Annotated in this window: 16 protein-coding genes; 9 read left to right on the forward strand and 7 right to left on the reverse strand. The window is 66.6% G+C overall.

All coding sequences use genetic code 11. The features are described 5' to 3' along the window. Positions 1-9: 9 nt before the first annotated feature. The 5 genes from EL272_RS00965 (at position 10) to EL272_RS00985 (ending at position 5576) form a co-directional block, all read left to right on the forward strand. On the forward strand, positions 10-1317 hold the full coding sequence (locus EL272_RS00965; RefSeq protein WP_061787359.1) for a UDP-glucose dehydrogenase family protein: 1308 nt from the start codon (positions 10-12) through the stop codon (positions 1315-1317). A 4-nt stretch (positions 1318-1321) separates the two neighbouring features. Beyond that, entirely contained in the window at positions 1322-1501 is a 180-nt protein-coding gene (locus tag EL272_RS00970) for a hypothetical protein (protein WP_061787358.1), read from the forward strand. A 160-nt stretch (positions 1502-1661) separates the two neighbouring features. After that, positions 1662-3149: a sensor histidine kinase gene (locus EL272_RS00975; RefSeq protein ID WP_244926100.1), complete on the forward strand. Its 1488-nt coding sequence runs from the start codon at positions 1662-1664 to the stop codon at positions 3147-3149. After that, a complete protein-coding gene (locus tag EL272_RS00980; RefSeq protein ID WP_061787356.1) occupies positions 3146-3811 on the forward strand; it encodes a response regulator transcription factor in 666 nt (221 codons plus the stop codon). The genes EL272_RS00975 and EL272_RS00980 overlap by 4 nt, the downstream gene beginning before the upstream one ends. 385 nt (positions 3812-4196) lie before the next feature. Continuing rightward, on the forward strand, positions 4197-5576 hold the full coding sequence (locus EL272_RS00985; protein WP_061787355.1) for a DUF222 domain-containing protein: 1380 nt from the start codon (positions 4197-4199) through the stop codon (positions 5574-5576). Between the two features lie 89 nt (positions 5577-5665). Here EL272_RS00985 and EL272_RS00990 read toward each other — a convergent pair whose 3' ends face one another. Beyond that, a complete protein-coding gene (locus tag EL272_RS00990; RefSeq protein ID WP_061787354.1) occupies positions 5666-7636 on the reverse strand; it encodes a tetratricopeptide repeat protein in 1971 nt (656 codons plus the stop codon). Positions 7637-7706: 70 nt separating this feature from the next. After that, positions 7707-8144: a hypothetical protein gene (locus tag EL272_RS00995; protein WP_061787353.1), complete on the reverse strand. Its 438-nt coding sequence runs from the start codon at positions 8142-8144 to the stop codon at positions 7707-7709. A gap of 344 nt (positions 8145-8488) precedes the next feature. On the opposite strand from EL272_RS00995, the gene EL272_RS01000 reads away from it, so the two are divergent. Beyond that, complete coding sequence (locus EL272_RS01000; protein ID WP_061787352.1) at positions 8489-9985, forward strand: CoA-acylating methylmalonate-semialdehyde dehydrogenase; 1497 nt, start codon at positions 8489-8491, stop codon at positions 9983-9985. A gap of 574 nt (positions 9986-10559) precedes the next feature. Here the strand turns inward: EL272_RS01000 and EL272_RS01005 are convergent. Genes EL272_RS01005 through EL272_RS01015 form a run of 3 tightly spaced genes read right to left on the reverse strand, consistent with a single transcriptional unit; the run spans position 10560 to position 14523 of the window. After that, positions 10560-11837, reverse strand: coding sequence for a S8 family serine peptidase (locus EL272_RS01005; protein ID WP_061787350.1), 1278 nt, complete (start codon positions 11835-11837; stop codon positions 10560-10562). Continuing rightward, the gene (eccB, locus tag EL272_RS01010) at positions 11834-13210 is read right to left on the reverse strand and encodes a type VII secretion protein EccB (protein WP_061787349.1); all 1377 of its coding nucleotides are present in this window, start codon (positions 13208-13210) and stop codon (positions 11834-11836) included. Before eccB ends, EL272_RS01005 begins: the two co-directional genes overlap by 4 nt. Next, on the reverse strand, positions 13210-14523 hold the full coding sequence (locus EL272_RS01015) for an EsaB/YukD family protein (protein WP_061787348.1): 1314 nt from the start codon (positions 14521-14523) through the stop codon (positions 13210-13212). The genes eccB and EL272_RS01015 overlap by 1 nt, the downstream gene beginning before the upstream one ends. A 229-nt stretch (positions 14524-14752) precedes the next feature. Between EL272_RS01015 and EL272_RS01020 the strand changes: the two genes are divergently transcribed. Together EL272_RS01020 and EL272_RS01025 are read left to right on the forward strand one after the other, a co-directional pair. After that, positions 14753-15079 (forward strand): WXG100 family type VII secretion target, encoded by a 327-nt coding sequence (locus EL272_RS01020; protein ID WP_159424532.1) that lies wholly within the window; start codon positions 14753-14755, stop codon positions 15077-15079. A 40-nt stretch (positions 15080-15119) separates the two neighbouring features. Further along, positions 15120-15437, forward strand: coding sequence for a WXG100 family type VII secretion target (locus tag EL272_RS01025; RefSeq protein ID WP_014845353.1), 318 nt, complete (start codon positions 15120-15122; stop codon positions 15435-15437). A gap of 85 nt (positions 15438-15522) precedes the next feature. Here the strand turns inward: EL272_RS01025 and EL272_RS01030 are convergent, their stop codons facing one another. Continuing rightward, positions 15523-16629: an FHA domain-containing protein gene (locus EL272_RS01030; protein WP_061787346.1), complete on the reverse strand. Its 1107-nt coding sequence runs from the start codon at positions 16627-16629 to the stop codon at positions 15523-15525. Next, the gene (locus EL272_RS01035; RefSeq protein ID WP_126409295.1) at positions 16626-17972 is read right to left on the reverse strand and encodes a ubiquitin family protein; all 1347 of its coding nucleotides are present in this window, start codon (positions 17970-17972) and stop codon (positions 16626-16628) included. Before EL272_RS01035 ends, EL272_RS01030 begins: the two co-directional genes overlap by 4 nt. A 145-nt stretch (positions 17973-18117) precedes the next feature. Here EL272_RS01035 and eccCa point away from each other — a divergent pair, with 145 nt between their 5' ends. Further along, a complete protein-coding gene (gene eccCa / locus EL272_RS01040; protein ID WP_061787344.1) occupies positions 18118-22113 on the forward strand; it encodes a type VII secretion protein EccCa in 3996 nt (1331 codons plus the stop codon). The last annotated feature ends 14 nt before the right edge of the window (positions 22114-22127 follow it).

Consider the following 22127-nt stretch of genomic DNA (forward strand, 5'->3'; position numbering starts at 1 on the left):
GAGAAACCCATGAAGATCTCGGTTGTCGGTTGCGGATACCTGGGAGCGGTCCACGCCGCCTGTATGGCCGAACTCGGACACGACGTGCTCGGCATCGATGTCGACGAAACCAAGGTGGCGGCGCTGTCCGCGGGCCGGGCGCCGTTCTACGAACCCGGTTTCGAGGAACTGCTCACCCGGGTCCTCGGCACCGGCAGGCTGCGATTCACCACCACCCCCGGCGACGACCTGGCCGACGTGGACCTGCACTTCATCGCCGTCGGCACCCCCCAGTCCGGGACCGGTGCCGCGGACCTCAGCTACGTCGACGCCGCCATCACCACCCTGCTGGCCGGGGCCGCGCCCGGGTCGGTGGTGGTGGGCAAGTCCACCGTCCCAGTCGGCACCGCAACACAACTCGCCGACCGGCTCGCGGAACGGGACATCGCCCTGGTGTGGAATCCCGAGTTCCTGCGCGAGGGATTCGCCGTCGCCGACACCCTCCACCCCGACCGCATCGTCTACGGCCTGCCCGCCGACCCCGCACGCGCGGAACTGGGACGCGCCCGGCTCGACGAGGCCTACGCCCGGCTGCTGGCCGACGGCATCCCGCAGATCGTCGCCGACTACGCGACGGCGGAACTGGTGAAGGTGGCCGCCAACTCGTTCCTGGCCACCAAGATCAGTTTCATCAACGCGATGGCGGAACTGTGCGAGGCCACCGGCGGCGACGTCACCGCCCTGGCGGACGCCCTCGGACACGACGACCGCATCGGCCGACGGTTCCTGGGGGCCGGGGTCGGGTTCGGCGGCGGCTGCCTGCCCAAGGACATCCGCGCCTTCGTCGCCCGTGCCCAGGAACTCGGCGTCCACGACGCCGTCTCCTTCCTGCGGGAGGTGGACGCCATCAACCAGCGCCGTCGCGACCGGGTGGTCGACCTGGCCCTGCGAAGCCTCGGCGACCAGCTTCCCGGGGCGAGGATCACCGTGCTCGGGGCGGCGTTCAAACCCAACAGCGACGACATCCGCGACTCGCCCGCCCTGGACATCGCCCATCGCCTGTACCTGCTCGGAGCGCAGGTGAGCATCACCGACCCCAAGGCCCTCGACGCCGCCGTTCGGCGGCACCCGGACCTCGTCGCGGAACCCGACACACAAAGGGCCCTGCAAGACGCCGACCTGGTGCTGCTGCTCACCGAATGGGACGAGTACGTCCAGCTGGATCCCGCGAGGGTGGCGAACCTGGTGCGACGCCCCGTCATCATCGACGGTCGCAACGCCCTCAACCCGGCCCGCTGGCGCGCGTCGGGCTGGACCTACCACGGCCTGGGAAGGTGAATCGATGCCGAAGCCGGTTGAGCCGACCTGCGAGCGTCAGCGAGTGGGTCGTGTCGAAACCATGGTGTGGGTGTCCGGGGACTTGGGATCGGGTTTTGGTTACCGGGTGTGGGGTGGTTTCGACTCGGGCTGCTCGTTCTTCGCGACCTGGCTCAACCGGCTTGTGGGGGTGGAAGTTGGTTGAGCCGGTCGTGTTGAAACCATGGTGAGGGTGGTTGGGTTTTGGTTACCGGGTGTGGGGTGGTTTCGACTCGGGTCGCTCGCGTGAGCCTCACGTGCTGGCTCAACCGATTTCGGAAGGACTTTGAGCGCGGGAGAAGGTGAGCATGGGAAAGAATGAGGGAATGAGGAGGTTTCTGCGTCGCGGCGGATCGACGATTCGCGCCCGGTTCATGTTCGCGCTCGTGCTGGTGGCCGGGATTGCGCTGACCATCTCCGGGGTGATCGTCGGGATCCTCCAGAGCCGGCACCTCAAGGACACCACCGAGAACCAACTGCGGCGGGTGGAGGGGGAGCTGAGGGCGCTTGCCACCGACGGGGTGGATCCGGAGACCAAGGAGCCGTTCAGCTCCGCCCCCAACGTGCTGAAAACCTTCATGAGACGCAGCGTCATCAGTCCCGACTCGGGGGAGGCGGGTTTCATCGACGGCGAACTCCGGTGGGTCGCAATTCAGGACGTGAAACTCAGGCCCGAGGACGACCCCGAACTCCTGGAGGCCGTCCGGGGCAACCTCACGGGAACCGACAACGTCATCAAACCCATCCGGACGTCCAAGGGAAACTACAGGGTGCTGGTGGCCGTCGTCAGCATCGGCGACCACAAGGCCACCCTGCTGCGCGTCATCGACCTGGACCGGGCGGGGGCCCAGCTGCGGCAGTCCATGGCGTTCTACGCGGTGGCGGCGGTGCTGACGGTGGCGTTGCTGATCGCGCCGACCTGGCTGATCGTCGGCAGACTGCTGCGGCCGATCGGGGAGCTTCGGACCGCCACCGATCAGATCGATGAACACGACCTCACCACCCGGGTGCCGGTGCGGGGTCGCGACGACCTGACCGCCCTGGCGAGGGCCGTCAACCGGATGCTGGACCGGGTGCAGGGCGCGGTCGAGGGGCAGCGCCGGCTCCTCGACGACGTCGGGCACGAGCTGCGCACCCCGATCACGGTGGTGCGCGGACACCTGGAGCTGATCGACCACGACGACCCCGCCGACGTCATCCAGACCCGGGAACTCGCCATCGACGAACTCGACCGCATGGGAGTGCTCGTCAACGACCTTCTCACGCTCGCGAAGGCCTCCCAGAGCGATTTCGTGACCCCCACCAGCTGCGACGTCGCCGAACTGACCGATCAGGTGCTGGTGAAGTCGAAGGCGCTGGGGAACCGCGACTGGCAGTTGGAACACGTCGCGATGGTTCGGGCGGTGCTGGATCCGGTGCGGATCACCCAGGCGTGGCTCCAGCTCGCGGCCAACGCCGTCAAGTATTCCGACGAGGGAACCCGGATCGGCATCGGGTCGCGGGTGGAGGACACGTCGGTGCTGCTTTGGGTGCGCGACCAGGGCATCGGCATGACACCGGAGGAAACCAAGGCGGTGCGGCAACGGTTCGTCCGGACGACGGCCGCGGTGCAGCGGGCATCGGGGTCGGGGCTGGGCCTCAACATCGTCGACAGTATCGTGGAAGCCCACGGCGGGCATCTGGACATCGAATCCGTGCCGAAGGGCGGATCGGTGTTCACCCTGCGGATTCCGATGAATCCCGCAAGCCCCCACGCAACGCCCATCGGGCCACTCCCGGAGGGCGCTCCCGAACCGAGGGGACCACAACAGTGAGCAGCATATTGATCATCGAGGACGAACCCAGGATCGCTGGGTTCATAGCCAAGGGGTTGAAGTCGGCAGGATTCACCTCAGAGACCACGCCCTCCGGTGAGATGGGGGCCACGCTGGCGGTGCATGGCAACTTCTCGTTGATCATCCTGGACGTCGGGCTGCCGGACATCGACGGGTTCGAGGTGCTGGAACGCATCCGCGGCCAGGGGGTGGCGACGCCGGTGATCATGCTCACGGCCCGCTCGTCGGTGGCCGACCGGGTGGCGGGACTGGAGGGCGGCGCCGACGACTACATGCCGAAACCTTTCTCCTTCGAGGAACTGCTGGTCCGGATCCGGCTGCGGCTCAGGACCGAACCCGAACCCGCGAGAACAACGGTCAACTACCTGGAACATCGCGGCCTGGTGCTGGACTACCGCACCCGTCGCGCCCAGGTCGACGGCCAGTGGGTGGACCTGTCTGCCCGCGAGTTCACCCTCGCGGAGGTGTTCCTGCGCAACCCGGGCCAGGTACTCAGCCGCGAACAACTCCTGAGCAACGTCTGGGGCTTCGACTTCGACCCCGGCTCGAACATCGTCGACGTCTACGTCTCCTACCTGCGCAACAAGCTGGGCAAACAACGCTTCGAAACAGTCCGGGGAATGGGCTACCGCCTGGTGTGAGGGGAGCGTCCCCAAAGTCGACCGGCTTCGTCCTCCCCGAAGTTGGTTGAGCCGGTCGTATCGAAACCATCTCATCCCCAAGCTGGTTGAGCCGACCTGCGAGCGTCAGCGAGCGGGTCGTGTCGAAACCATGTCGTGGGTGTCCGGGGAGTTGGGGTCGGGTTCTGGCTACCGGGTGCCAGGTGGTTTCGACTAGGGTCGCTCGTTCCTCGCGTCCCGGCTCAACCGGCTTTGTCCTCCCCGAAGCTGGTTGAGCCGACCTGCTCGCTCTGCGAGCCGGTCGTGTCGAAACCACGGAGACCGCAGTCCAACCCTGCGAAGAAGTTATCGAACTGTTATCGAAAACCTCTTCTATTTGTAGGCGGGGTTGGATAGAATCGTATGTATGTTCGAGATGGTTCCCGGGTGTGTGGCGGAGGCCTTTGCCGCGCTTGATGAGGCGAATCGCCATGCCCGCGCCGCCGAGGTCGCCGCGGTGGTGGCCGTGGCGAAGGCCGCCGAACTCTACGAGGTTGATCAGGAAGCGGTGTTCGAGGGCATGGAGCGCGTGATCTTTCCCGGTCACGCGGGCACCCCCGGGGTGGGGGAGTTCCTCGCCGCCGAGATTGCCGGGATCCTCGGGATCTCCACCGGTTCGGCGCTGCATAGGATCGCCGACGTGCTGGATGTGCGCTTCAGGTTCCCGCGGCTGTGGGAGGCCTTCCTGGGCGGGGAGCTGCGGTGGTGGCAGGTGGTTGACGTCACCAACCGGGCTGCCGTGCTGGGCGTGAAGGCGGTGGAGTGGCTGGATCGGCAGCTCGCCTGGGCGATGAAGGTCTGGTCGTGGCAGCGGATCCTCAAGCACATTGACCGGTGGATCGTGGAGGCCGATCCCGCGGTCGCCGCGGAGCGGGCCGAGGCGGAACGCCGCCGCCGGGACGTGGAGGTCTCCGGGATCACCGACGGGCACTGCACGATCTGGGGGATCGTGGACGCCGCCGACGGTGTCGCATTCGATCACGCCCTCACCGCCGTCGCCCGGACCCTGTCCGCCGAGGAGGGCGACCTGAGGCAGCGGCGCGCCGCCGCGGTCGGTGTTCTGGCCCGGCGGGTGAGCGGCCAGGACGCGCTGCCCGCGGCCACCGTGGTGATGCACGTGAACGCCACCGACCCCGCCCTCGGGCTCGTGGAGCCGAAGGATGAGGCCGGCGGGATCGCAGGTTCGAGTCCCGTCGCATCGGGTGCCGCCGTGGTGGAGCGCTGGGGAGCGCTCCTGACCGCTCGGATCCCCGAGTTCCTGGCCGGTTCGCGGGTGACGGTCCGGCCCGTCGTTGATCCCTGGGCCATCAGCCCCGAGACCCCGCACCACCCCTCCGTTTCGCTGCGCACGGCGGTCGAAGCCCTCATGCCGCACGACGTGTTCCCTTACGGGGCGACGCCGTCACGGAGCTGCGACCTGGACCACACCATCCCCTACGCCGACGACGGCGGCCTGGGTCAGACCAGGTGGGGAAACCTCGGCCCGTTGTCGAGATTCACGCACCGGGTGAAAACCCACGGCGGCTGGCACCTGACCCAACCCGAACCGGGCATCTTCCACTGGAGCTCCCCAGCCGGATACCAGTACCTGGTCACCGCGCAGGGAACCATCCGCATCGCATCCCCGCCGCCCCGGCCCCGGGATCCCGAACCCCCGCCCGACTTGTGGGAACCGCCCCCACCCGAGGCGGAGCGGTCGCTGGAAACCGAGGCCTGGGCCACCGCGGCATGGGTCCTCGCCACCTGACCGGCGTCCCGGGCTGCCCGCATGAAGCCGGCTGAACCGAGTCGTGATCCCCTGGGCGAAAGCCCGTGTCGAAACCAAAACCGTCCGAGCTATTCCTCCCGGTCCGGGAGATCGAGGTCGCGCCATTCCTCGAAATCGTTCAGCGCGCTCGCATCGCCGGTTCGCAGCGCCTCGGCGACCGCCCAGGCGAGCTCGTACCGGGGGTCTTCCTCCTGTTTGAGGCGTTCCAGGTTCCCCTCGAACGACCAGCCGCCGGTCGTGACCTCATCGGCCAGCAGGGCCTTGAGTGCCCTCCCCGACGCGGTCCGGTGCCGCGGGGAGTGCATAAACAAATAGAAGTGACACTCCGCACACAGCGCTTCCTGACCCTGCTCGGCAAGCCCCAGAGCGCGCTCCGCAAACTTCGCCCCCTTCTCATCCCGACCCGTCACGAACAGAAGCTGAGAGTAAATCCCGAGGTTGTTGGCGTTGTTGGGGTCGACTTTGATGGCTTGTTTGCAGATTTCTTCGGCGCGGTCGTGGTTGTGGCGAATCTTTGTAAGGAAGATTGCGTAGATGTCGAGGAGGTTGGCATCATTGGGGTCGGCTTTGATGGCTTGTTCGTAGATTTCTTCGGCGCGGTCGTGGTTGTGGCTAATGTCTGTGAGGAAGATGGCGTAGTTGCCTAGGATTTTGGCATCATTGGGGTCGGCTTTGATGGCTTGTTCGTAGATTTCTTCGGCGCGGTCGTGGTTGTGGCGAATCTCTGTGAGGAAGACGGCGTAGAAACCGAGGAGGTCGGCATCGGAGGGGTTTGCAGAAGAGATTTCTTGTAGCAGGTCTGCTGCTTCCTGCACGAGGTTCTCCGTCGCCGTGTCCCCTGTCAGCAGGTTCTTGGAATGCAGCTCGAACACCAGCGTCAGGGCTTGGAATGCTGTGTGTGGGCAGGTGGCCATGGTCGTCAGTGTGGTGTTGGTCAGGGGCCAGTCCGCCTCTTCCACTATAAGGTCCAGAGCTTCCCAGGAGTCCTTGCCGGTTCGTAGCACGAGTGGCGCATCAGTGGCAGTTTCGCCGATCACCCAGGACCATTCTGCCTCCCAGTCGGGTTCTTCCCAGAGATCGTCGTCGCAGGCTTTCGCCAGCGTGAGGAGGGTCTCTTTGCTCGCGGCCCCCAGGCCGGCGCGGCTCCAGTCCACCGCGGCCTTCACCAGGCCGGCCCGCCCCTGGTGGCTGTCGAGTGCGGACGTGAATCGTCGGCGTATGTCCTCGGCCCTGCCGAGCACGCGACCGAGACCGAGCTGCTCAATGGATGGCAGATCCCCGGCGTAGCTCGTGTTCCCCACCGCCTCCAACTCGTGCTTTGACAGTTTGGTTTCGAGGGGGAGCGGGTGGAATCTGTTGAAGATGTCCCAACCGGGGAACTTGCTGTCCAGGTCTTTGCGCCATCTGGTGTAGTTCATGTGGGTCGTGGTGGCCACCACGATGCAGGAATCATCGATCCACTTGTTCAGGACCCCGAGCGTGAACTCCTCTTTACCCAGGAAGCGTTCCAGTTCGTCGAGGAAAATGATGGCGCCGCGAACGGGTCTTCGCCAATTTTTCAGCAGCTTCTCCACGTCCTCCTTGCTCTTGGGAAACAGGACGCGGGCGTCAGGCCATTCCTCGCGGAGCACCTCGACCACGAGGCGGGTCTTGCCAGCCATGGATGGGCCCTCCACCAGGACAGGGGTGCGGTCTTTCAGGAAATCGTGAAGCTTGTCGTGCGCATCGCGGCGAACGTAGTCTTTGACATCCCTGTCAGACCTGTGAATGCACAGCGAATTCAGATCTGCCTCGCCGATCGGGCCGGAATCTCCAGACACCTCGGTGATCCATTTATTGCGTGCCCGCGCCGAAATCCAGCTCTTGAGTGCTGGTACAAAGCCCACAAAGGCTCCCAGAAGTGGACCGATCACGCTCCAAAATTTGTCGAGGGAGTTGAGGTAGGGGATTGCGGCGCCCACGATGGCCCCGATAACTGGCAGGAGCAGCCACAACACCGACGTGCCGGGGTCGAATGATCGCGTGGACCGTTTCGACATCCTCGGCTCCCTCCGGCGCTGTCCCGGCAACAGGATAGTGGAGCGGAGGGCGGCGAACCGGGCTCAGTGGTCAGTCGTCGTCGCGGTCGTCGCCGTCGTCGTCGCCGTCCTTCTTGGTCGGTTTGGCTGTCGCGGCTTTCGTGCTCTTCGTGCTTTTCGTGCTCTTCCTGTCGTCGTCGTCATCGTCGTCGTCCCGGTCGATCTTCTTCGAGGTCGTGGTGGGGACGGTCCTGGTGGCGACGGTCGTGTTGGCCGGCCTGCTGGTGGTTTGGGCCGTGGAACTGGTCGGATCCGCGGGGCCCGCCGGGTCCACTGGGGTGACCTCCGTGGGGATCGGGGGCTCGGAGGAGGGACTGGCCGACGGGGCGGGCGGGGAGACGACGATCGCCGGCGAGTTCAGTTCGGGTTCCGCCGGGTGCGCGAGCTGGAACAATAGCCCCGCAGTCAGCAGCCCCGCGGCACCTATGCCCACCAGGGTGAGGGTGAGGCGGGTTCGTTCCGACTTCATTTTGCTTCTCCTTCCGCGTGATTCAAGTGAACCCCATGTGGATGAGGAATCGCGCAGACCTTCATGAGGAAGTTCTCATGAAAGCCACACCGGTTGTCAGTACAAATTTCTACGACCCGCGGCGGGAGCCCGTCCGGACCCGACCTGCCCGGGCGACCCCGATCGCGGCAAGCTGGCGCAACTCGCGCAGGAGGGTTATTGTATGTACAAAACTCCCGGCGGTTCCGGCCGTCGGGCCAGCGGACTGGACGGACCCGAACGCGGTGCAGTCGGCACTGCTGCCGGTGGGGGACGAAGCAATCCGCCGGACCAGCCTGAACGCCCCAGAAACCAGGGAGAGGTACATGACCAAAATCACCCACTGGATCGACGGCGCCCCCTACGAGGGCCAGCCTTCCCACACGATCCCCGTCGAGAACCCCGCCACCGGCAAGGTCGTCGGTGAACTGATATCCGCCAGCCCGGCCGACCTCGACCACGCCGTCGCCAGCGCCAAGGCGGCCCAGAAGAAGTGGGCCAAGGTTTCCCTCGCCAAGCGCACCGCCATCATGTTCAAGATGCGCGAACTGGTGCTGGCCCACCAGGACGAGCTGGCCAAGGCGATCGTCGAGGAGCACGGCAAGGACTACTCCGACGCCATCGGCGAGATCCAGCGTGGCCGCGAAACCCTCGACTTCGCCTGCGGCATCAATGTCGCGCTGAAGGGCGAGTACTCCTCCGACATCTCCACCGGCGTCGACATCCACACCATCCGCCAGCCCGTCGGCGTGGTCGCGGGCATCTGCCCCTTCAACTTCCCCGTCATGGTGCCGATGTGGATGCACCCCATCGCCGTGGCTGCCGGAAACGCCTTCATCCTGAAGCCCGCTTCCCCGACGCCCACCGCGTCGCTGATCATCGCCCGCCTCTACAAGGAGGCCGGCCTGCCCGACGGCGTGTTCAACGTCCTCGCCGGTGACCGCAACCTGGTCTCCAACATCCTCACCCATCCCGGGATCGACGCCATCTCCTTCGTCGGCTCCACCCCGGTGGCGCACGTCATCCAGGACACCGGTGTCGCCCACGGCAAGCGCGTCCAGGCCCTCGGCGGCGCCAACAACCACGCCATCGTCCTGCCCGACGCGGACCTCGAATTCGCCGCCCAGCACATCTCCGCCGCCGCCTTCGGTGCGGCAGGTGAACGCTGCATGGCGCTGCCCGTCGTGGTGGCCGTCGGTGGCATCGCCGACAAGCTCGCCGAACTGGTCGCCGCCAATGGCGCGAAGATCAAGGTCGGTTTCGGCCTCGACGAGGGCGTCCAGATGGGTCCGGTCATCACCGCCAAGGCCCGCGACCGCATCGTCGGTCTCATCGACGACGCCGAGAAGCGCGGCGCGAAGGTGGCGCTCGACGGCCGCGGCCTGAAGGTCGAGGGCTACGAGGGCGGCTTCTGGCTCGGCCCCACCGTCCTCACCCACGTCCCGCTCGACGCCCCCGCCTACAAGGAGGAGATCTTCGGCCCGGTGCTGTGCATCGTCGACGCCGAGAACTACGCGGAGGCCATCGAGATCGTCAACGCCAGCGAGTTCGGCAACGGCGCGGCGATCTTCACCAACGACGGCGGCTACGCCCGGCGTTTCCAGCTGGACGTCGAGGCCGGCATGGTGGGCGTCAACGTGCCCATCCCCACCCCGGTGGCCTACTACTCGTTCGGCGGCTGGAAGGAATCGTTGCTGGGCGACACCCACATCCACGGCCCCGAGGGTGTGCACTTCTACACCCGCGCCAAGGCCATCACCACCCGGTGGCCCTCGGAGTCCGGTGCCTACGCCGCGACGATGAGCTTCCAGCGCGAGGAGTGAACCGCCCCACGTGAAACCGCCGGTGCTGGGCTGTGAGCAGTGGTGAACGGTCCGGCGAACTTTCCAGCCCCTGCCCCGGCGACCGTCAGGTCGCCGGGGCAGGAACTTTTTGTGGACGGGGAGCAGGATCGAGTTCAGTCGGGCGGCTGCGGGGACGCTCTTGGTGCCGTGGGCGGGAGTCCGTCTCCCAGTGTTTCTTGGTGGAGCGTGAAATACAGGATGCGGCGACCTTGGAGGTCCCGAAGGGGTGGGTTCTCCTGGACAGGAAGGCCAGGGCTGAGAGATCCATGACCGATGCCGTGGAAAAGGGGCTATGTTCCATACGGTGTTCCTAGGTTCCCGTGCGATTGGTGGTTCGGAGGCGTGGGGGTATTCCGGCATGGGGAAAATTGTTGGTCAGGAGGACAAACTCTTTCCCTTCCAGATCTGGTTCATTTGGCGTGAGGACGGGCTGTGGCGGATTGAGATCCGGGGTTTCGAGGGCGCGAGTATCATCCCCGGAACCCTCACCCAGCCCGACGGAATCGTGAGGACGGCCCGCCAGCCGGATTCTCGTCGAGCCCGGGAAGGGCGATCACTTCCGTGACTTCTTTTGCGACGGACCCCGCAACCGGGAGGCGATCAGGATCGCCAATGCCGCCAGGCAACTGATCCCCGCCATGACCCCCAGGGCCGCGGTGCGTGCCGGGCGCGGGTCCGGTTTCGGTTCCGGGGGCGTCATGAGCGGGGTTTCCTGTTTCGTGGGGGCCGGGAAGCGGGGATTCTCCGGGCCATCCAGGGAACCGTCGTTGACGAAACTCAGGGCATCGTAGGGGGCGACGATCCCCCAGCCGATCAGTTTGTCGCGATGAGAACGCGACGGGCGCAGGGCCGTCGCCAGGATCCGGTGCTTCCAATCGGCCGGGGTTTCATCCGGGTACTTGGCCACCACCAGCGCCGCGATTCCCGCCACGTATCCGGTGGCGTAGGAGGTCGTCGGCTGGTTCCCGGCGAACATGCAGTCGCCGTTGCCGAAGAAGGTGCTCAGCACCTGCGACCCGGGGGCCGCCACCTCGACGTGTTCGCCGTGGAGCACGGAATCCGACGGGGCCCCGTTGGCGTCCACGGCCGTGACCGACAACGCCTGGGGATAGGCCGCCGGGTAGCGCGGCGCCTTGGGATCCTCGGTCCTGTTCTGCTGATCCTGAGGGACGTTGCCCGCTGAGGCCACCACCAGCGCCCCCGAAGCAGCGGCGTGCTCCACCGCGGCCTTCAACTCGGGCAGATCCGTGGGGGAGGACTGGGCCACGACTATCACCTTCGCCCCTTGGTCGGCGGCCCAGACGATGCCCTTGGCGGTGCGGGCCCCGTCGGGTCCCTTTCCGGCCGAGGTGGCGTCGTGCTGTTCGCTGACGTAGACCCGGACCGGCAGGATCTCGGCCTCCGGCGCCAAGCCCACCAGGCCGGAACCCTCCACCTCGTGGGCCGCTATCTGCCCGGCGATGGCGGTTCCGTGTCCCGCGGCATCCGTACGTCCGTCGCCGCTGTCCACCAGGTCGATGCCCGGCAGCACGTTCTCCGTGAGATGGACGTTTGATGCGACCACCCCGGAATCGACGATCGCCACCTTCACCTTGCTGCCCCGGGAGAGCTGCCACGCTTTCTTGATCCCGAGGAGGGAGATCACGTTCGGGGCCTGCGCCACCATGGCGGTTGTCCCGATCTGGCAGGGGGTGCTCTTGTCCTCGGCCACCGTGTTTATCCTGCTCTGCCCGTCGCTGGTCAGGGCCTGCGCGGGCAGCGACGGGACCAGGAGGGCCACTGCTCCGCAGACGGCGGCGAGTTTCCCGCCCAGGACTCGTAGCCGGATCATTGCTGCCCCACCGTGGCCCAGGCGCTCTCGGGTTCGAGCGCGGTTCCCTCCGGTATCAGCGCCGTCCACTCCGCCGGGATCACATGGACGTCGTTGTCCGTGTATCCCAGGCGCGCCAGGGATTCGGCGGGCTGGGCACCCAATCCGTGCAGGGTACCGAGGTCGGAGACCAGCATGACCATGCCGAGGGTGCCCCCCGACGTGGCCCGGACCAGGGCACCCGACCCGCCCAGGACGGTGGTGGGGGTTGGGACGGAACGCAGCTTCTCCTCCGCGTTCGCCTCGGTTCCTGACGGCGCCGGGAGCACTTCGACGAGGGCCTCCCGGGTCATCGAGTACAGCGCCGCCACCGACGATCCGTCCGAGGACTGCGACAGCTGGGCGCAGGGCAGGGAACCGCCCGGAACGGTGTCCTCGATGCGGCGCGGCCAGTCGGCCGGGGCGATGCCCGCCGGATCCACCTCGACGGAGGACATGTCGGAGAACGAGACGGTCAGGGGAGCCTCGGTCTGGTGGAGTTTGTCCGCGGTCTCTGACAACGTCGCCACCTTGCCGGAACCGGTGACGACGTAACGCCGCTGCGAACCGTGATCGTCGACCTGGATGACGGTCCCGATGGTGACCGTTCCCAGACGCTCCGGCATGCCCTCCACGGGTTGGCCCGCGTTCGGTACCTCCAAGGGCTGCAGGTCCGAACCCAGCTTGAACAGGGACAGCCAGGCGGCATCGACCTCGGCCGGTGTCGTCGATTCCATCCCCAGCGCCAGGAGCACCTTGTTTCTCTGCTCCCGCGGGATCTTGTGGCGCAGGCCGTCGGCGATCAGGAAGAAATCGTCCTGGTTCTTGACCAGGACACTGCCACGCCGGGTTCGGGGCTCGGGCAGGTGCGCCACCCAGGTGTGGGTCTTGCCGGGAATCGCGCAGGAGAACCAGAGATCCGAGTGGAGCTGACCGGCGGGGGGAACGTCGTCGGGAACGCCGGTGATGCCGATCTGGGTGCCGCGGCTGATCCCGTCGATGGTCGAGGAGGACACCTCGCTGACCTGGTACTTGCCCGACTCCGACAGCAGGCGCGCCGAGGTGACGTTGGTGACCGGGCGCAAGGTGCCCTTGATCGTGTAGTACCGGGAACCGGTTCCCTTCACCACGATCAGGGTCGAGTCCTGCCAGCCGTTCGGCAGGGTCGGGGAGAACTGGCTGATGATGGCCCCGACCCCCAGCATGATCGCTACGACGACCACGCCCACGATCAGGGGAATGAACGGTGATTTGGACTCCAGTTCGCGGCCTCCGGGTATCCCGGAGGAGAACGCCGTGATCAGGCGGCGGCGGTTGTAGCGCTGGGCCTCGAGGATCTCCTTGTTGGACGGCATCAGACGACCCCCCAGACCAGTGCCGCCAGCGGCAGGATCCCCAGCAGCACGAGGACCCCGGCGACATCCGCCAACCGGGTCAACCAGGGACGCAGCTTCTGCGAGACCACGTTGGCTGCCAGGAGCAGCACCGCGGCCAGGATGATCGCGCCGAGGGTCCAGGGCAGGGCGTCAGGAATGACCGTCGTGGTGGCCACCGCGGCGACGACTGTCAGGAACATGCCGGTGAGCACGCCTATGACCACCTCGACCGAGGAACGCAGCGACCGGGTGGCCAGCATCAGGGCCAGCCCGACACAGGCCAGCATCGTGATCGCCGTGGGGGAGGTCGCCATCAGCGGGGCCAGGACCATCATGGCCGCCGAGCAGCCCGCCTTCAGCGATATCACCAGCACGCGGGCGTTCCCGACGCGGGAGTACACCCGCACAGGGTCGATTCTCTCGTTCTCCCGGCTGGTGCCGATGGTCGTGGGCAGCTGCGCCATGGCCACCCAGGGTGCGCTGAGCGTGATCACCACCAACAGGGCGAGGGTGGTGGCGGCCGCCCTGTCGGGAGGGATGTCCATCATCCCGACCAGTCCGCCCACGAGAATGAACGACACACCCGCGGTCATGGGGGCGGTCATGGAGACCCGCAGGTCGGAGGGAAGGACCAGGAGCGTCGCCGAACCGGCGAGCAGACCGATGCCGGCTGCCGCCAACGGCAGCGAGAACCAGTGCCCCGGGGTGACCGCGAAGGCGGCGCAGGAGATCAGGACCGGGGTGGTGTGCCCCAGGGACAGCGCGCCGGGGCGATTGGGCATGCGCGCCACGACCGCGGCGGCCAGGGTGGTGAGGACCGCCCCGCAGGCGCCCACCGTCGCGGTCAGGACAGGTTCCCGTGAACCCGTCACCAGGAGCAGGGCGGCCAGCAGCACCAAGGCTGCCGAGGCGTGGGCCGAAAGCTGGACGGAACTGGTCTTCTCCCAGGGGACGGAGTTCTCGGCCACCGCGGTTCCCACGGCCTCGACCAGGTCGTCGTAGCGCTGGTCCTTGACGTTGGTGCCGCTCGGTTCCACGGTGAGAACCGCCCCGGGACGGATTCTCTGGTCGGGGAGGGACTCCGACTGGTTCAGGACGCGACCGTCCGAGGTTCGAATGGTGAAACCCCGGGTGGCGGTTCCCGGATCCAAGGGGCGCAGGGCCTTGATGATCGCCGGCATCAGCTCGGCCAGCGCGATGTTGGGTGGAACCGATATGTCAGTGGTGTCCCCCGCCATGCTCAGCGAGATCGGCAGGAGGGCACCGACGGGGGAGCTTTCGGAGGACGGCATGGGGTTCCTTTGTCGTGCTGGCGCTGGAACGGGTTCCTCCGCCAAGGCTACTTCCTCCGGGAGGTCTCCACTACTCGAAAGTAAATTGAAATATTGATGAATGCTGCTCCACGGTTTCTTTCGAAATCCCTCGTTCGTGAACTGTGGTGTGCGTTAGGGTTGAGAACAGTTACCCGCGGTGCAGCAGGTCGCGTGCATCGCACACATCCACCACACCGGAGGACGAACCATGGCAGGTACCGTACGCATCGTTCAAGGCGGGCTCAAGGCCGGCTCCGATGCCACGCTGGAGGCTTACAACGAGGTGTCGGGGCACATCAAAGGTGTCGACGCGAGCAAGGAAGCGGCCCGGGCCGGCTGGCAGGGCCAGGGGTCGGACGCCATGTATGCGGCCGCCATGCTCTGGATCGAGAAGGCAACGGCGCTCAACAATTCGCTGCTGGGGTTCAGCGACGCACTCAAGGGGTCCGAGGCCAACTCGGGGCAGGCCGAAGTGACTCATTCCGCGGCCTTCCTGAACCTCGAGAAGCGAATGACCGGCGGCGGCGCAGTCTGAACTGCGAACGTGTTTTCGACAAAGAAAGGCGTGAATCAAAATGAGCATTGAAAAAGACATGATGGTCAACTACTCCGCCATTGATCTTCTCAGTGAAGATATCAACAAACACCACCGGGGTATCGAGGCGAGCATGGACACGCTGACCGGAAAGCTCGACCTCATGGAGAGCAGCTGGGACGGCGAAGACAGGGAAGCCTACGCCGTACGCAGAAGAGAGTGGAACCAAAAGGAGCTGGAGATGCGCTCGGCCCTTCAGCAGTTCAACATCGAGGTGTTCAACGCAAAACTCGGTTACCACGGAGCCGAGGTTCAGAACAGAAGAATCATGGACAACGTGGAAATACCCAAGGCCTGAGGTTGGATTTGGCAGTTGACCAAGTGTGAAAACGGGGCGGGAATCCTTGGATTCCCGCCCCGTTCCCTGTAGCTGAGGCGATCTCTCATCGCGGCGAACCGCTCATGATCATCATGGTGCGTTCCCCCATGATGATCGTCGTCCCCGGAGGTAGCAGGGTGCGTCTGCCGCGCACCAGATGGGCGACGGCACCGGCGGCGTTACGGACGACGGTTCCGTTCGTGGATGCGGCATCCTCCACCCAAACCCCACCGCTGGCCGGGCCGAGTCTCAGATGGGTCCGCGAGATCGAGTTTGTGGGATCCGGTATGACCAATCGGCGTTCCCCGTTGGTGCCCGTGGGTTCCCGCCCCACGACCAGAACGGAATCCACCTTCTCGCGCTGGCCGGAATCCACGACCAGCCAAGCCTGCACCGTGCCCGGGAGCCCGGTCGGGCCGGTGGCGGGGGCCGGCGAGGGTTTCGGCGGTGTGGGCGGTGGTGGCGCGGCCCTGCGTGGTGTCAGGGGGTCGGTCTGTGCGTTCCCGGGAGGTGCTGCCGGGGCCGGTTCCCGGGAAGCGGCCCTGCGTGGCGTCAGGGGACTGGCCGCGGGGACGGGCGAAGAGGGCGATACTGGGGCGCCTGGCACCGGGAAACTCGAGTTCTCCTGCCCCCGGGGAAGCGGTTCCTCGGTTTCTTCATCCCCGTCCCCGGAACCGGGGCGGGATTTCTCGGACCGCAGATCGAGCACCGCGGTTCCGGCGACCCGGTCCACCAGATCCCTGCCGTCGCGGCTGAGGAAACTGACGACCAGCGGACCCACAACGGTCACGTGCAACAGGATCATCAGCGCGGTACGCACCAGCTGCCGTTTCAGGCCCGGGGCGTGATCGCTGCCGTCGGTGACGGCGACCGTTCCGGAGAGCAACGCGCCCGGGGTGCGTCCGGTGCGGGCGCGCAGCAAGGTGAGGACGGCGACCAGCTCCACGATTGCGATGCCCGTCAGCACCGGGGAGTACAGGAGCCGCCAGAGCGGGCCGGCCACCGCCACGACGCAGGCCAGATCCGTCAGGTAGGACAGCGTGCGGGTCAACCCGCTGGCAGGGACCGGGAGGTCGTCGTGCTGTTCGGCCTCCACAGGTTCGGGGCCCGCATCGGGGAACATGGTTTCGGCCCGGGGCGGGGGGAGAGCGGTCAGGTCGAGCTGGGTCATGATGCGATCTGCCGTACCAGGTCGAACAGGCCTGCTGCGTAGGCGGCCGCAGGGGGAAGAAGGATCAGGGAAAGCGTCTGCGTGATGTCCCCGGCGCGCCCGAGCAGCGCAGATTCGGTGCCCTTGGCAAAAGACGTGGTGATGATGCTGAGCGACGCGGCCGCGAGGATCATCAGCAGTGCCATCACCTGCGACCCCAGCGGCTGGGAGAGGCCGAAGACGGACAGCGTCGCGGCGACGATCGCCAGGGCGGCGATGCGCGGCAGGATGCGGCCCGGGCGGTCGCGGCGAGCGCGGGGCGCCAGCGCCAGGGCCAGGAAGGCGCTGAGCATCATGACCCCACCCGCTATCCCGGTCGCTGGCTGATCGGACCTCATGAGCCCCGCGGCGGGGAAAGCGCAGATCCCGGCCGTTCCGCAGCACGCGATGAGCAGCAGCTGCCCCCGGGCGTTGCCCTCACGGATCGAACGGAGAACCCGGTTCGCGGTGATGGGGGCAGGGGCCGCGACCTCCGGGGTGCGGACCGTTGGCGCGGAGGTGGTGACGGTGGGAAGGTCCAGCAGCTGGGTCTCGGGGATGCGGAACGCGAAGGTGGGGATGACGGTCACCGTCATGGTTGCGACCGCCAGCACCAGGGCCGAGATCGCGGTGACGGGGGCGTCGGTCACCGCGAACAAACACGTCAGGACACCGGCCAGCCCCCACAAGGCGGCCATGGTGGAACTGAGGGCGGACCTGTTGTCGACCAACCACACCACCAGCGCCGCGACCAGCGCGGTCCATGCGGTGGCCGCCAGGGCCAGCCGGGGCAGGGATCCGGCATCGGTGGGGAGCAGCGCGGTCCCGCAGACCCCGATCAGGGCGGTGGCGACCAGGAGACCGGGGGCGGTGCAACGCATCCGCCGCCACTTGAGCGACCAACCGAGCGCGACGGTGCAGGCGACGGCGGCCGATCCCCTCAGCACGTCGGAGACGGGCCACCAGCCGAGGACGGGACCTGCCAGGCATGCCGTCTCGATTCCCGTGACCAGGGTCAGGAACAAGGACAGCACGAGCGTGGGACGAAACCACGGGGAGGAGGCCCGGACCGCCACCTGTTGCGCCACCCGCTCGCTCTCGGCAGGACCGGTGAGCGTCAGGACGGTTCCGGAGGTCAGGTCGCTGCCGAGGGCCAGGTCCAGGTCGACGGGGGTGCCGTCGGGGTGGGTCAGACACAGCGTCTCGGGGTCGGCGTCGATCCGCAGCATGGACATCACCCGCGCCACCGTCGTGCCGACCGGAACCGCGATGTCCTGTTTTGAGGCGCCGTGAAGGATCGTGGTCGACGCCAGCTGCGTGGCCATGGAATCCTCCATTTTTCAAGGGAATGAACCGGGGTGTGGTTCATCTTTCTGACGATAATATGAAACGGGCTTGGGCGACATCCAGACCATGAAAACGCGACCGGAACATAATGTTGTGACCACTTGAGACGGGGAGTACCAAGGCATGGTTCAACCCATACAGGACGAGGGGACCACGGCTCCCGAGCTTCCCTCCGGGCAGATCGAGATCCAGGTTCCCCCCGACCAACCCGAGGCCGCCAGCATGGGCACCGCCCTGATGACCGTGGTCCCGATGATGGGCTCGGTGGGCGTCATGGTGTTCATGGCGCTCTCGCAGGGGCAGAACACCCGGATGCTGCTCATGGCCTGCGCCATGGTCTTCGCGATGCTCGTGATGGTGGGTTTCAACATCTACCGGCAGGTGGCGGGGCACAGCCAGAAAGTCGACACCCTGCGCCGGGAATACCTGGCCTATCTGGGGGAAACCCGCAAGACGGTTCGCACCGTGACCCGCAGGCAGCGCAACTACGTCGGCTGGCAGCTGCCCTCCCCGGATTCCCTGGTTCTGATCGCCCACGAGGGAACACGCCTGTGGGAACGCAACACCGACAACGAGATGGTCACGCACGTGCGGTTGGGTTCCTCGTCCCAGGAGCTGGCGATGCAGCTGGTGGAACCGGAGCTGCCACCACTGGCCAAACCCGACGTGGTCTGCCTCTCCGCCATGCGGCGTTTCATCGATGCCCACTCGATGGTCGAGGAACTGCCGCTGGGGGTCATGCTGGGTGACTTCAGCCACATCGACGTGGCCGGGCCCGCGGAGGCGACGCAAGCCCAGGTGCGTGCCATGACGATGCACGTCACCACCCTGAGTTCGCCGCAGGCGATGCGCGTCGCGGTTTTCTGCTCCGAGAAGAACCGCGACGAGTGGGAATGGGTGAAGTGGCTTCCCCACGCCCGGTCCACGCAGCTCAGCGACGCCCTGGGGCCGGCCCGCATGGTGACGACGGATCCCGAGGAACTGGTGCAGCTGCTCGGGGAGGAGATCACCGGACGTGGCGTGTTCCGAGCACGTTCGGAAACCACCGACTGGCCGCACCTGTTCTTGATCCTGGACGGGGTGAGCCTGCCGATGAACACCTCCTTGGGAGGGATCGGCGGGCTGGAGGGGGTCACCGTGGTGCGGACCATGACGTCGTGGGGTCCGATGACCTCTCGCGCGACCCTGCGCATGATCCTGCATCCCGGGGCGCGGCCCGGCGACCGCGGACGCATGGAACTGCTGCTGCTGGACCAGGAACCGATCCTGGCCACCCCGGACGCGATGGGCATCCCCCAGGCCGAAGCCATCGCGCGACGCATGGCCCCCTGGATGGCGGAGGACCGTCCCGAGGCCGAGGCCCCGATGGGCAAACCGGACCCGAAACGCTCCCAGAACCTGATGGAGCTGCTGGGCACCGGCGATGTCCGTGACTTCGACCCGGACCGGCAGTGGAGGCGACGGGAGGGCCGCGACCGGCTGCGGGTGCCGTTCGCCGTCACCCCCGAAGGGGTTCCGGTGGTCCTGGACATCAAGGAATCCGCCCAGCAGGGAATGGGGCCGCACGGCCTGCTGATCGGAGCCACCGGTTCGGGCAAGTCGGAGGTGCTGCGCACCTTGGTGCTGGCGATGGCGATGACGCATCCGCCGGAGCAGCTGAACTTCGTCCTGGTCGACTTCAAGGGTGGCGCCACCTTCGCGGGCATGGCGGATCTGCCCCACGTATCGGCCATGATCTCGAACCTGGAATCGGAACTGTCCCTGGTGGACCGCATGCAGGAGGCGCTGCGCGGCGAGATGGTGCGACGGCAGGAGATCCTGCGGCAGGCCGGCAACTACGCCAACGTCACCGACTACGAGGCGGACCGGTTGGCCGGCAAACACGACCATCCACCCATGCCGGCGCTGTTCATCATCCTCGACGAGTTCTCGGAGCTGCTGAGTGCGAAACCGGAGTTCGCCGACCTGTTCGTCGCCATCGGCCGGCTGGGACGTTCGATGTCGATCCATCTGCTGCTGTCCTCGCAGCGCCTGGAATCCGGGCGCATGAAGGGCCTGGACTCGCACCTGTCCTACCGGATCGGGTTGCGAACCTTCTCCGCGGGCGAGTCCCGGGATGTGCTGGGCGTGCCGGACGCCTACGGACTCCCGGGCTACCCGGGGGTGGGATACCTGAAACCGGGAACGGACGAGATGATCCGTTTCCGGTCGTCCTACGTGGCCGCCCCTCCGCCCGCGCGCCCGGACGACCAGGAACTCCGGGAGAGGATGCGCGATGCGCCCATCAGGATCCTGCCTTTCACCACCGGGACCGTGGTCCTGGAGAAAACCGACGCGGAGCAGGAACCAGAGGTCGTAGGCACCAGACCCGAGGACGCGAAGTGGGATGACATGACCCAGATGGACATCGCCGTCGCCCGGATGCGGGGCAGGGGAATCCCGGCCCATCAGGTGTGGTTGCCGCCGCTGGACGTGCCGGACACGCTGGACCAGCTTTTCGGGGATCTCGTGGCCGATCCCGAGCTGGGCCTGATCTCGCCCTCGTGGCGTGCCCGCGGCCCGTTGCGCATTCCGCTGGGCACCGTCGACCTTCCCCTGGAGCAGCGCCGCGACGTGCTGGAGTTCGACTTCTCGGGAGCCAACGGGCATTTCGCCGTCATCGGTGGTCCCCTGACGGGAAAGTCGACGACCCTCCGGTCGGTGGTGATGGCGTTGAGCCTGGTGCACACTCCTCAGGAGGTGCAGTTCTACGTCATCGATCTGGGTGGTGGCGGTTTCACCGCTTTCAACGGGGCGGCTCACGTGGCGGGTGTGGCGACCCGGGACCGGCCGGACGTGGTGAACCGCATGCTCTCGGAGATCGAGGGCATCATCGACGACCGCGAGAAGTATTTCCGCGGGAAGCGGATCGACTCCATGGACACCTACCGGCAGGGACGGGCCGAGGGGCGTTTCGACGACGGCTACGGTGACGTGTTCCTGGTGGTCGACGGCTGGGCCGTGATGAAAACGGACCTCAACGACGTGGACACGAGGATCCTGGCGATCATGACCCGGGCCCTTTCGTTCGGTGTTCACGTGTTGTTGAGCACCAACCGCTGGGCGGACATCCGCCAGCAGGTGGCGGACGCGATCGGGTCACGGCTGGAGTTGAAACTGGGTGACGTGATGGACACCAGGCTCGATCGCAAGGTGGCGAAGGCCGTGCCTCCGGAACGGCCGGGACGCGGACAGGAGATCGGGCATCACCACGTTCTCGTGTGCCTGCCACGCATCGATGGCGAACAGGATCCGTCGTCCCTGGGCAAGGGCGTGGGGACGTCCCTTGAGCGCATCGCCCAGGCGGCCCCGGCGCCGGGGCCGAAGCTGCGCCTGCTGCCCATCCACGTCACGGCGGAGAAGATGCTGCAGCACCCCGGGGCGGCGGAGGGCCTGGTGCTGGGGGTGGAGGAATCCCGGCTCGGGCCCTTCATGTTCCATCCCCGCCAGGACAGCCATTTGTTCCTGCTCGGCGACGCGAAATCGGGCAAGACCACGTTCCTGCGGTCGTTCGTCCAGGAGATCATGCGCAACTTCTCCTCGCAGCAGGCGCAGATCTTCGTCGTGGACTACCGGCGGTCGCTGCTGGACCAGGTGCCGGCGGAATACCTGGCGGCCTACATGACGAACCCGGAAGAAACCGAGGGGGTCTTGGGGCACCTCGCCGAATTCCTGAGGGCACGCATGCCCAGCGATTCGGTGACCTCGGATCAGCTGCGCAACCGCTCCTGGTGGACGGGAGCGGAGGCGTGGGTTCTGGTGGACGACTACGACCTGGTGGCGATCCAGGGAAACAACCCACTCACGGTGCTGCAACCGCTGATGGCCCAGGCCCAGGACCTCGGGTTGCACATTCTGGTGGCGCGCCGGATGGGTGGCGCGTCCCGGGCGCTGTACGAGCCGGTGCTGCAATCCATGCGCGACCTGGGGGCCACCGGCATCCTGCTGTCCGGCAGCCCGGAGGAGGGCAGCATCATCGGTCGTGTGAAACCGGTGAAGTCGTTGCCGGGCCGCGCCCAGGTGATCTCACGCGACGACGGCTACTTCCGAGCGCAGCTGGTGTGGGCAGATCAGCGCTGAACGGCTGGCTGCGT

Source organism: Arachnia propionica (assembly GCF_900637725.1).
Classification (GTDB): domain Bacteria; phylum Actinomycetota; class Actinomycetes; order Propionibacteriales; family Propionibacteriaceae; genus Arachnia; species Arachnia propionica.

Bases quoted from the DNA above. Each gene is read 5' to 3' on its own strand.
- EL272_RS00965 (WP_061787359.1), top strand. From the start codon at position 10: ATGAAGATCTCGGTTGTCGGTTGCGGATACCTGGGAGCGGTCCACGCC.
- EL272_RS00970 (WP_061787358.1), top strand. From the start codon at position 1,322: ATGCCGAAGCCGGTTGAGCCGACCTGCGAGCGTCAGCGAGTGGGTCGT.
- EL272_RS00975 (WP_244926100.1), top strand. From the start codon at position 1,662: ATGAGGAGGTTTCTGCGTCGCGGCGGATCGACGATTCGCGCCCGGTTC.
- EL272_RS00985 (WP_061787355.1), top strand. From the start codon at position 4,197: ATGTTCGAGATGGTTCCCGGGTGTGTGGCGGAGGCCTTTGCCGCGCTT.
- EL272_RS00990 (WP_061787354.1), bottom strand. From the start codon at position 7,636: ATGTCGAAACGGTCCACGCGATCATTCGACCCCGGCACGTCGGTGTTG.
- EL272_RS00995 (WP_061787353.1), bottom strand. From the start codon at position 8,144: ATGAAGTCGGAACGAACCCGCCTCACCCTCACCCTGGTGGGCATAGGT.
- EL272_RS01000 (WP_061787352.1), top strand. From the start codon at position 8,489: ATGACCAAAATCACCCACTGGATCGACGGCGCCCCCTACGAGGGCCAG.
- EL272_RS01005 (WP_061787350.1), bottom strand. From the start codon at position 11,837: ATGATCCGGCTACGAGTCCTGGGCGGGAAACTCGCCGCCGTCTGCGGA.
- eccB (WP_061787349.1), bottom strand. From the start codon at position 13,210: ATGCCGTCCAACAAGGAGATCCTCGAGGCCCAGCGCTACAACCGCCGC.
- EL272_RS01015 (WP_061787348.1), bottom strand. From the start codon at position 14,523: ATGCCGTCCTCCGAAAGCTCCCCCGTCGGTGCCCTCCTGCCGATCTCG.
- EL272_RS01020 (WP_159424532.1), top strand. From the start codon at position 14,753: ATGGCAGGTACCGTACGCATCGTTCAAGGCGGGCTCAAGGCCGGCTCC.
- EL272_RS01025 (WP_014845353.1), top strand. From the start codon at position 15,120: ATGAGCATTGAAAAAGACATGATGGTCAACTACTCCGCCATTGATCTT.
- EL272_RS01030 (WP_061787346.1), bottom strand. From the start codon at position 16,629: ATGACCCAGCTCGACCTGACCGCTCTCCCCCCGCCCCGGGCCGAAACC.
- EL272_RS01035 (WP_126409295.1), bottom strand. From the start codon at position 17,972: ATGGCCACGCAGCTGGCGTCGACCACGATCCTTCACGGCGCCTCAAAA.
- eccCa (WP_061787344.1), top strand. From the start codon at position 18,118: ATGGTTCAACCCATACAGGACGAGGGGACCACGGCTCCCGAGCTTCCC.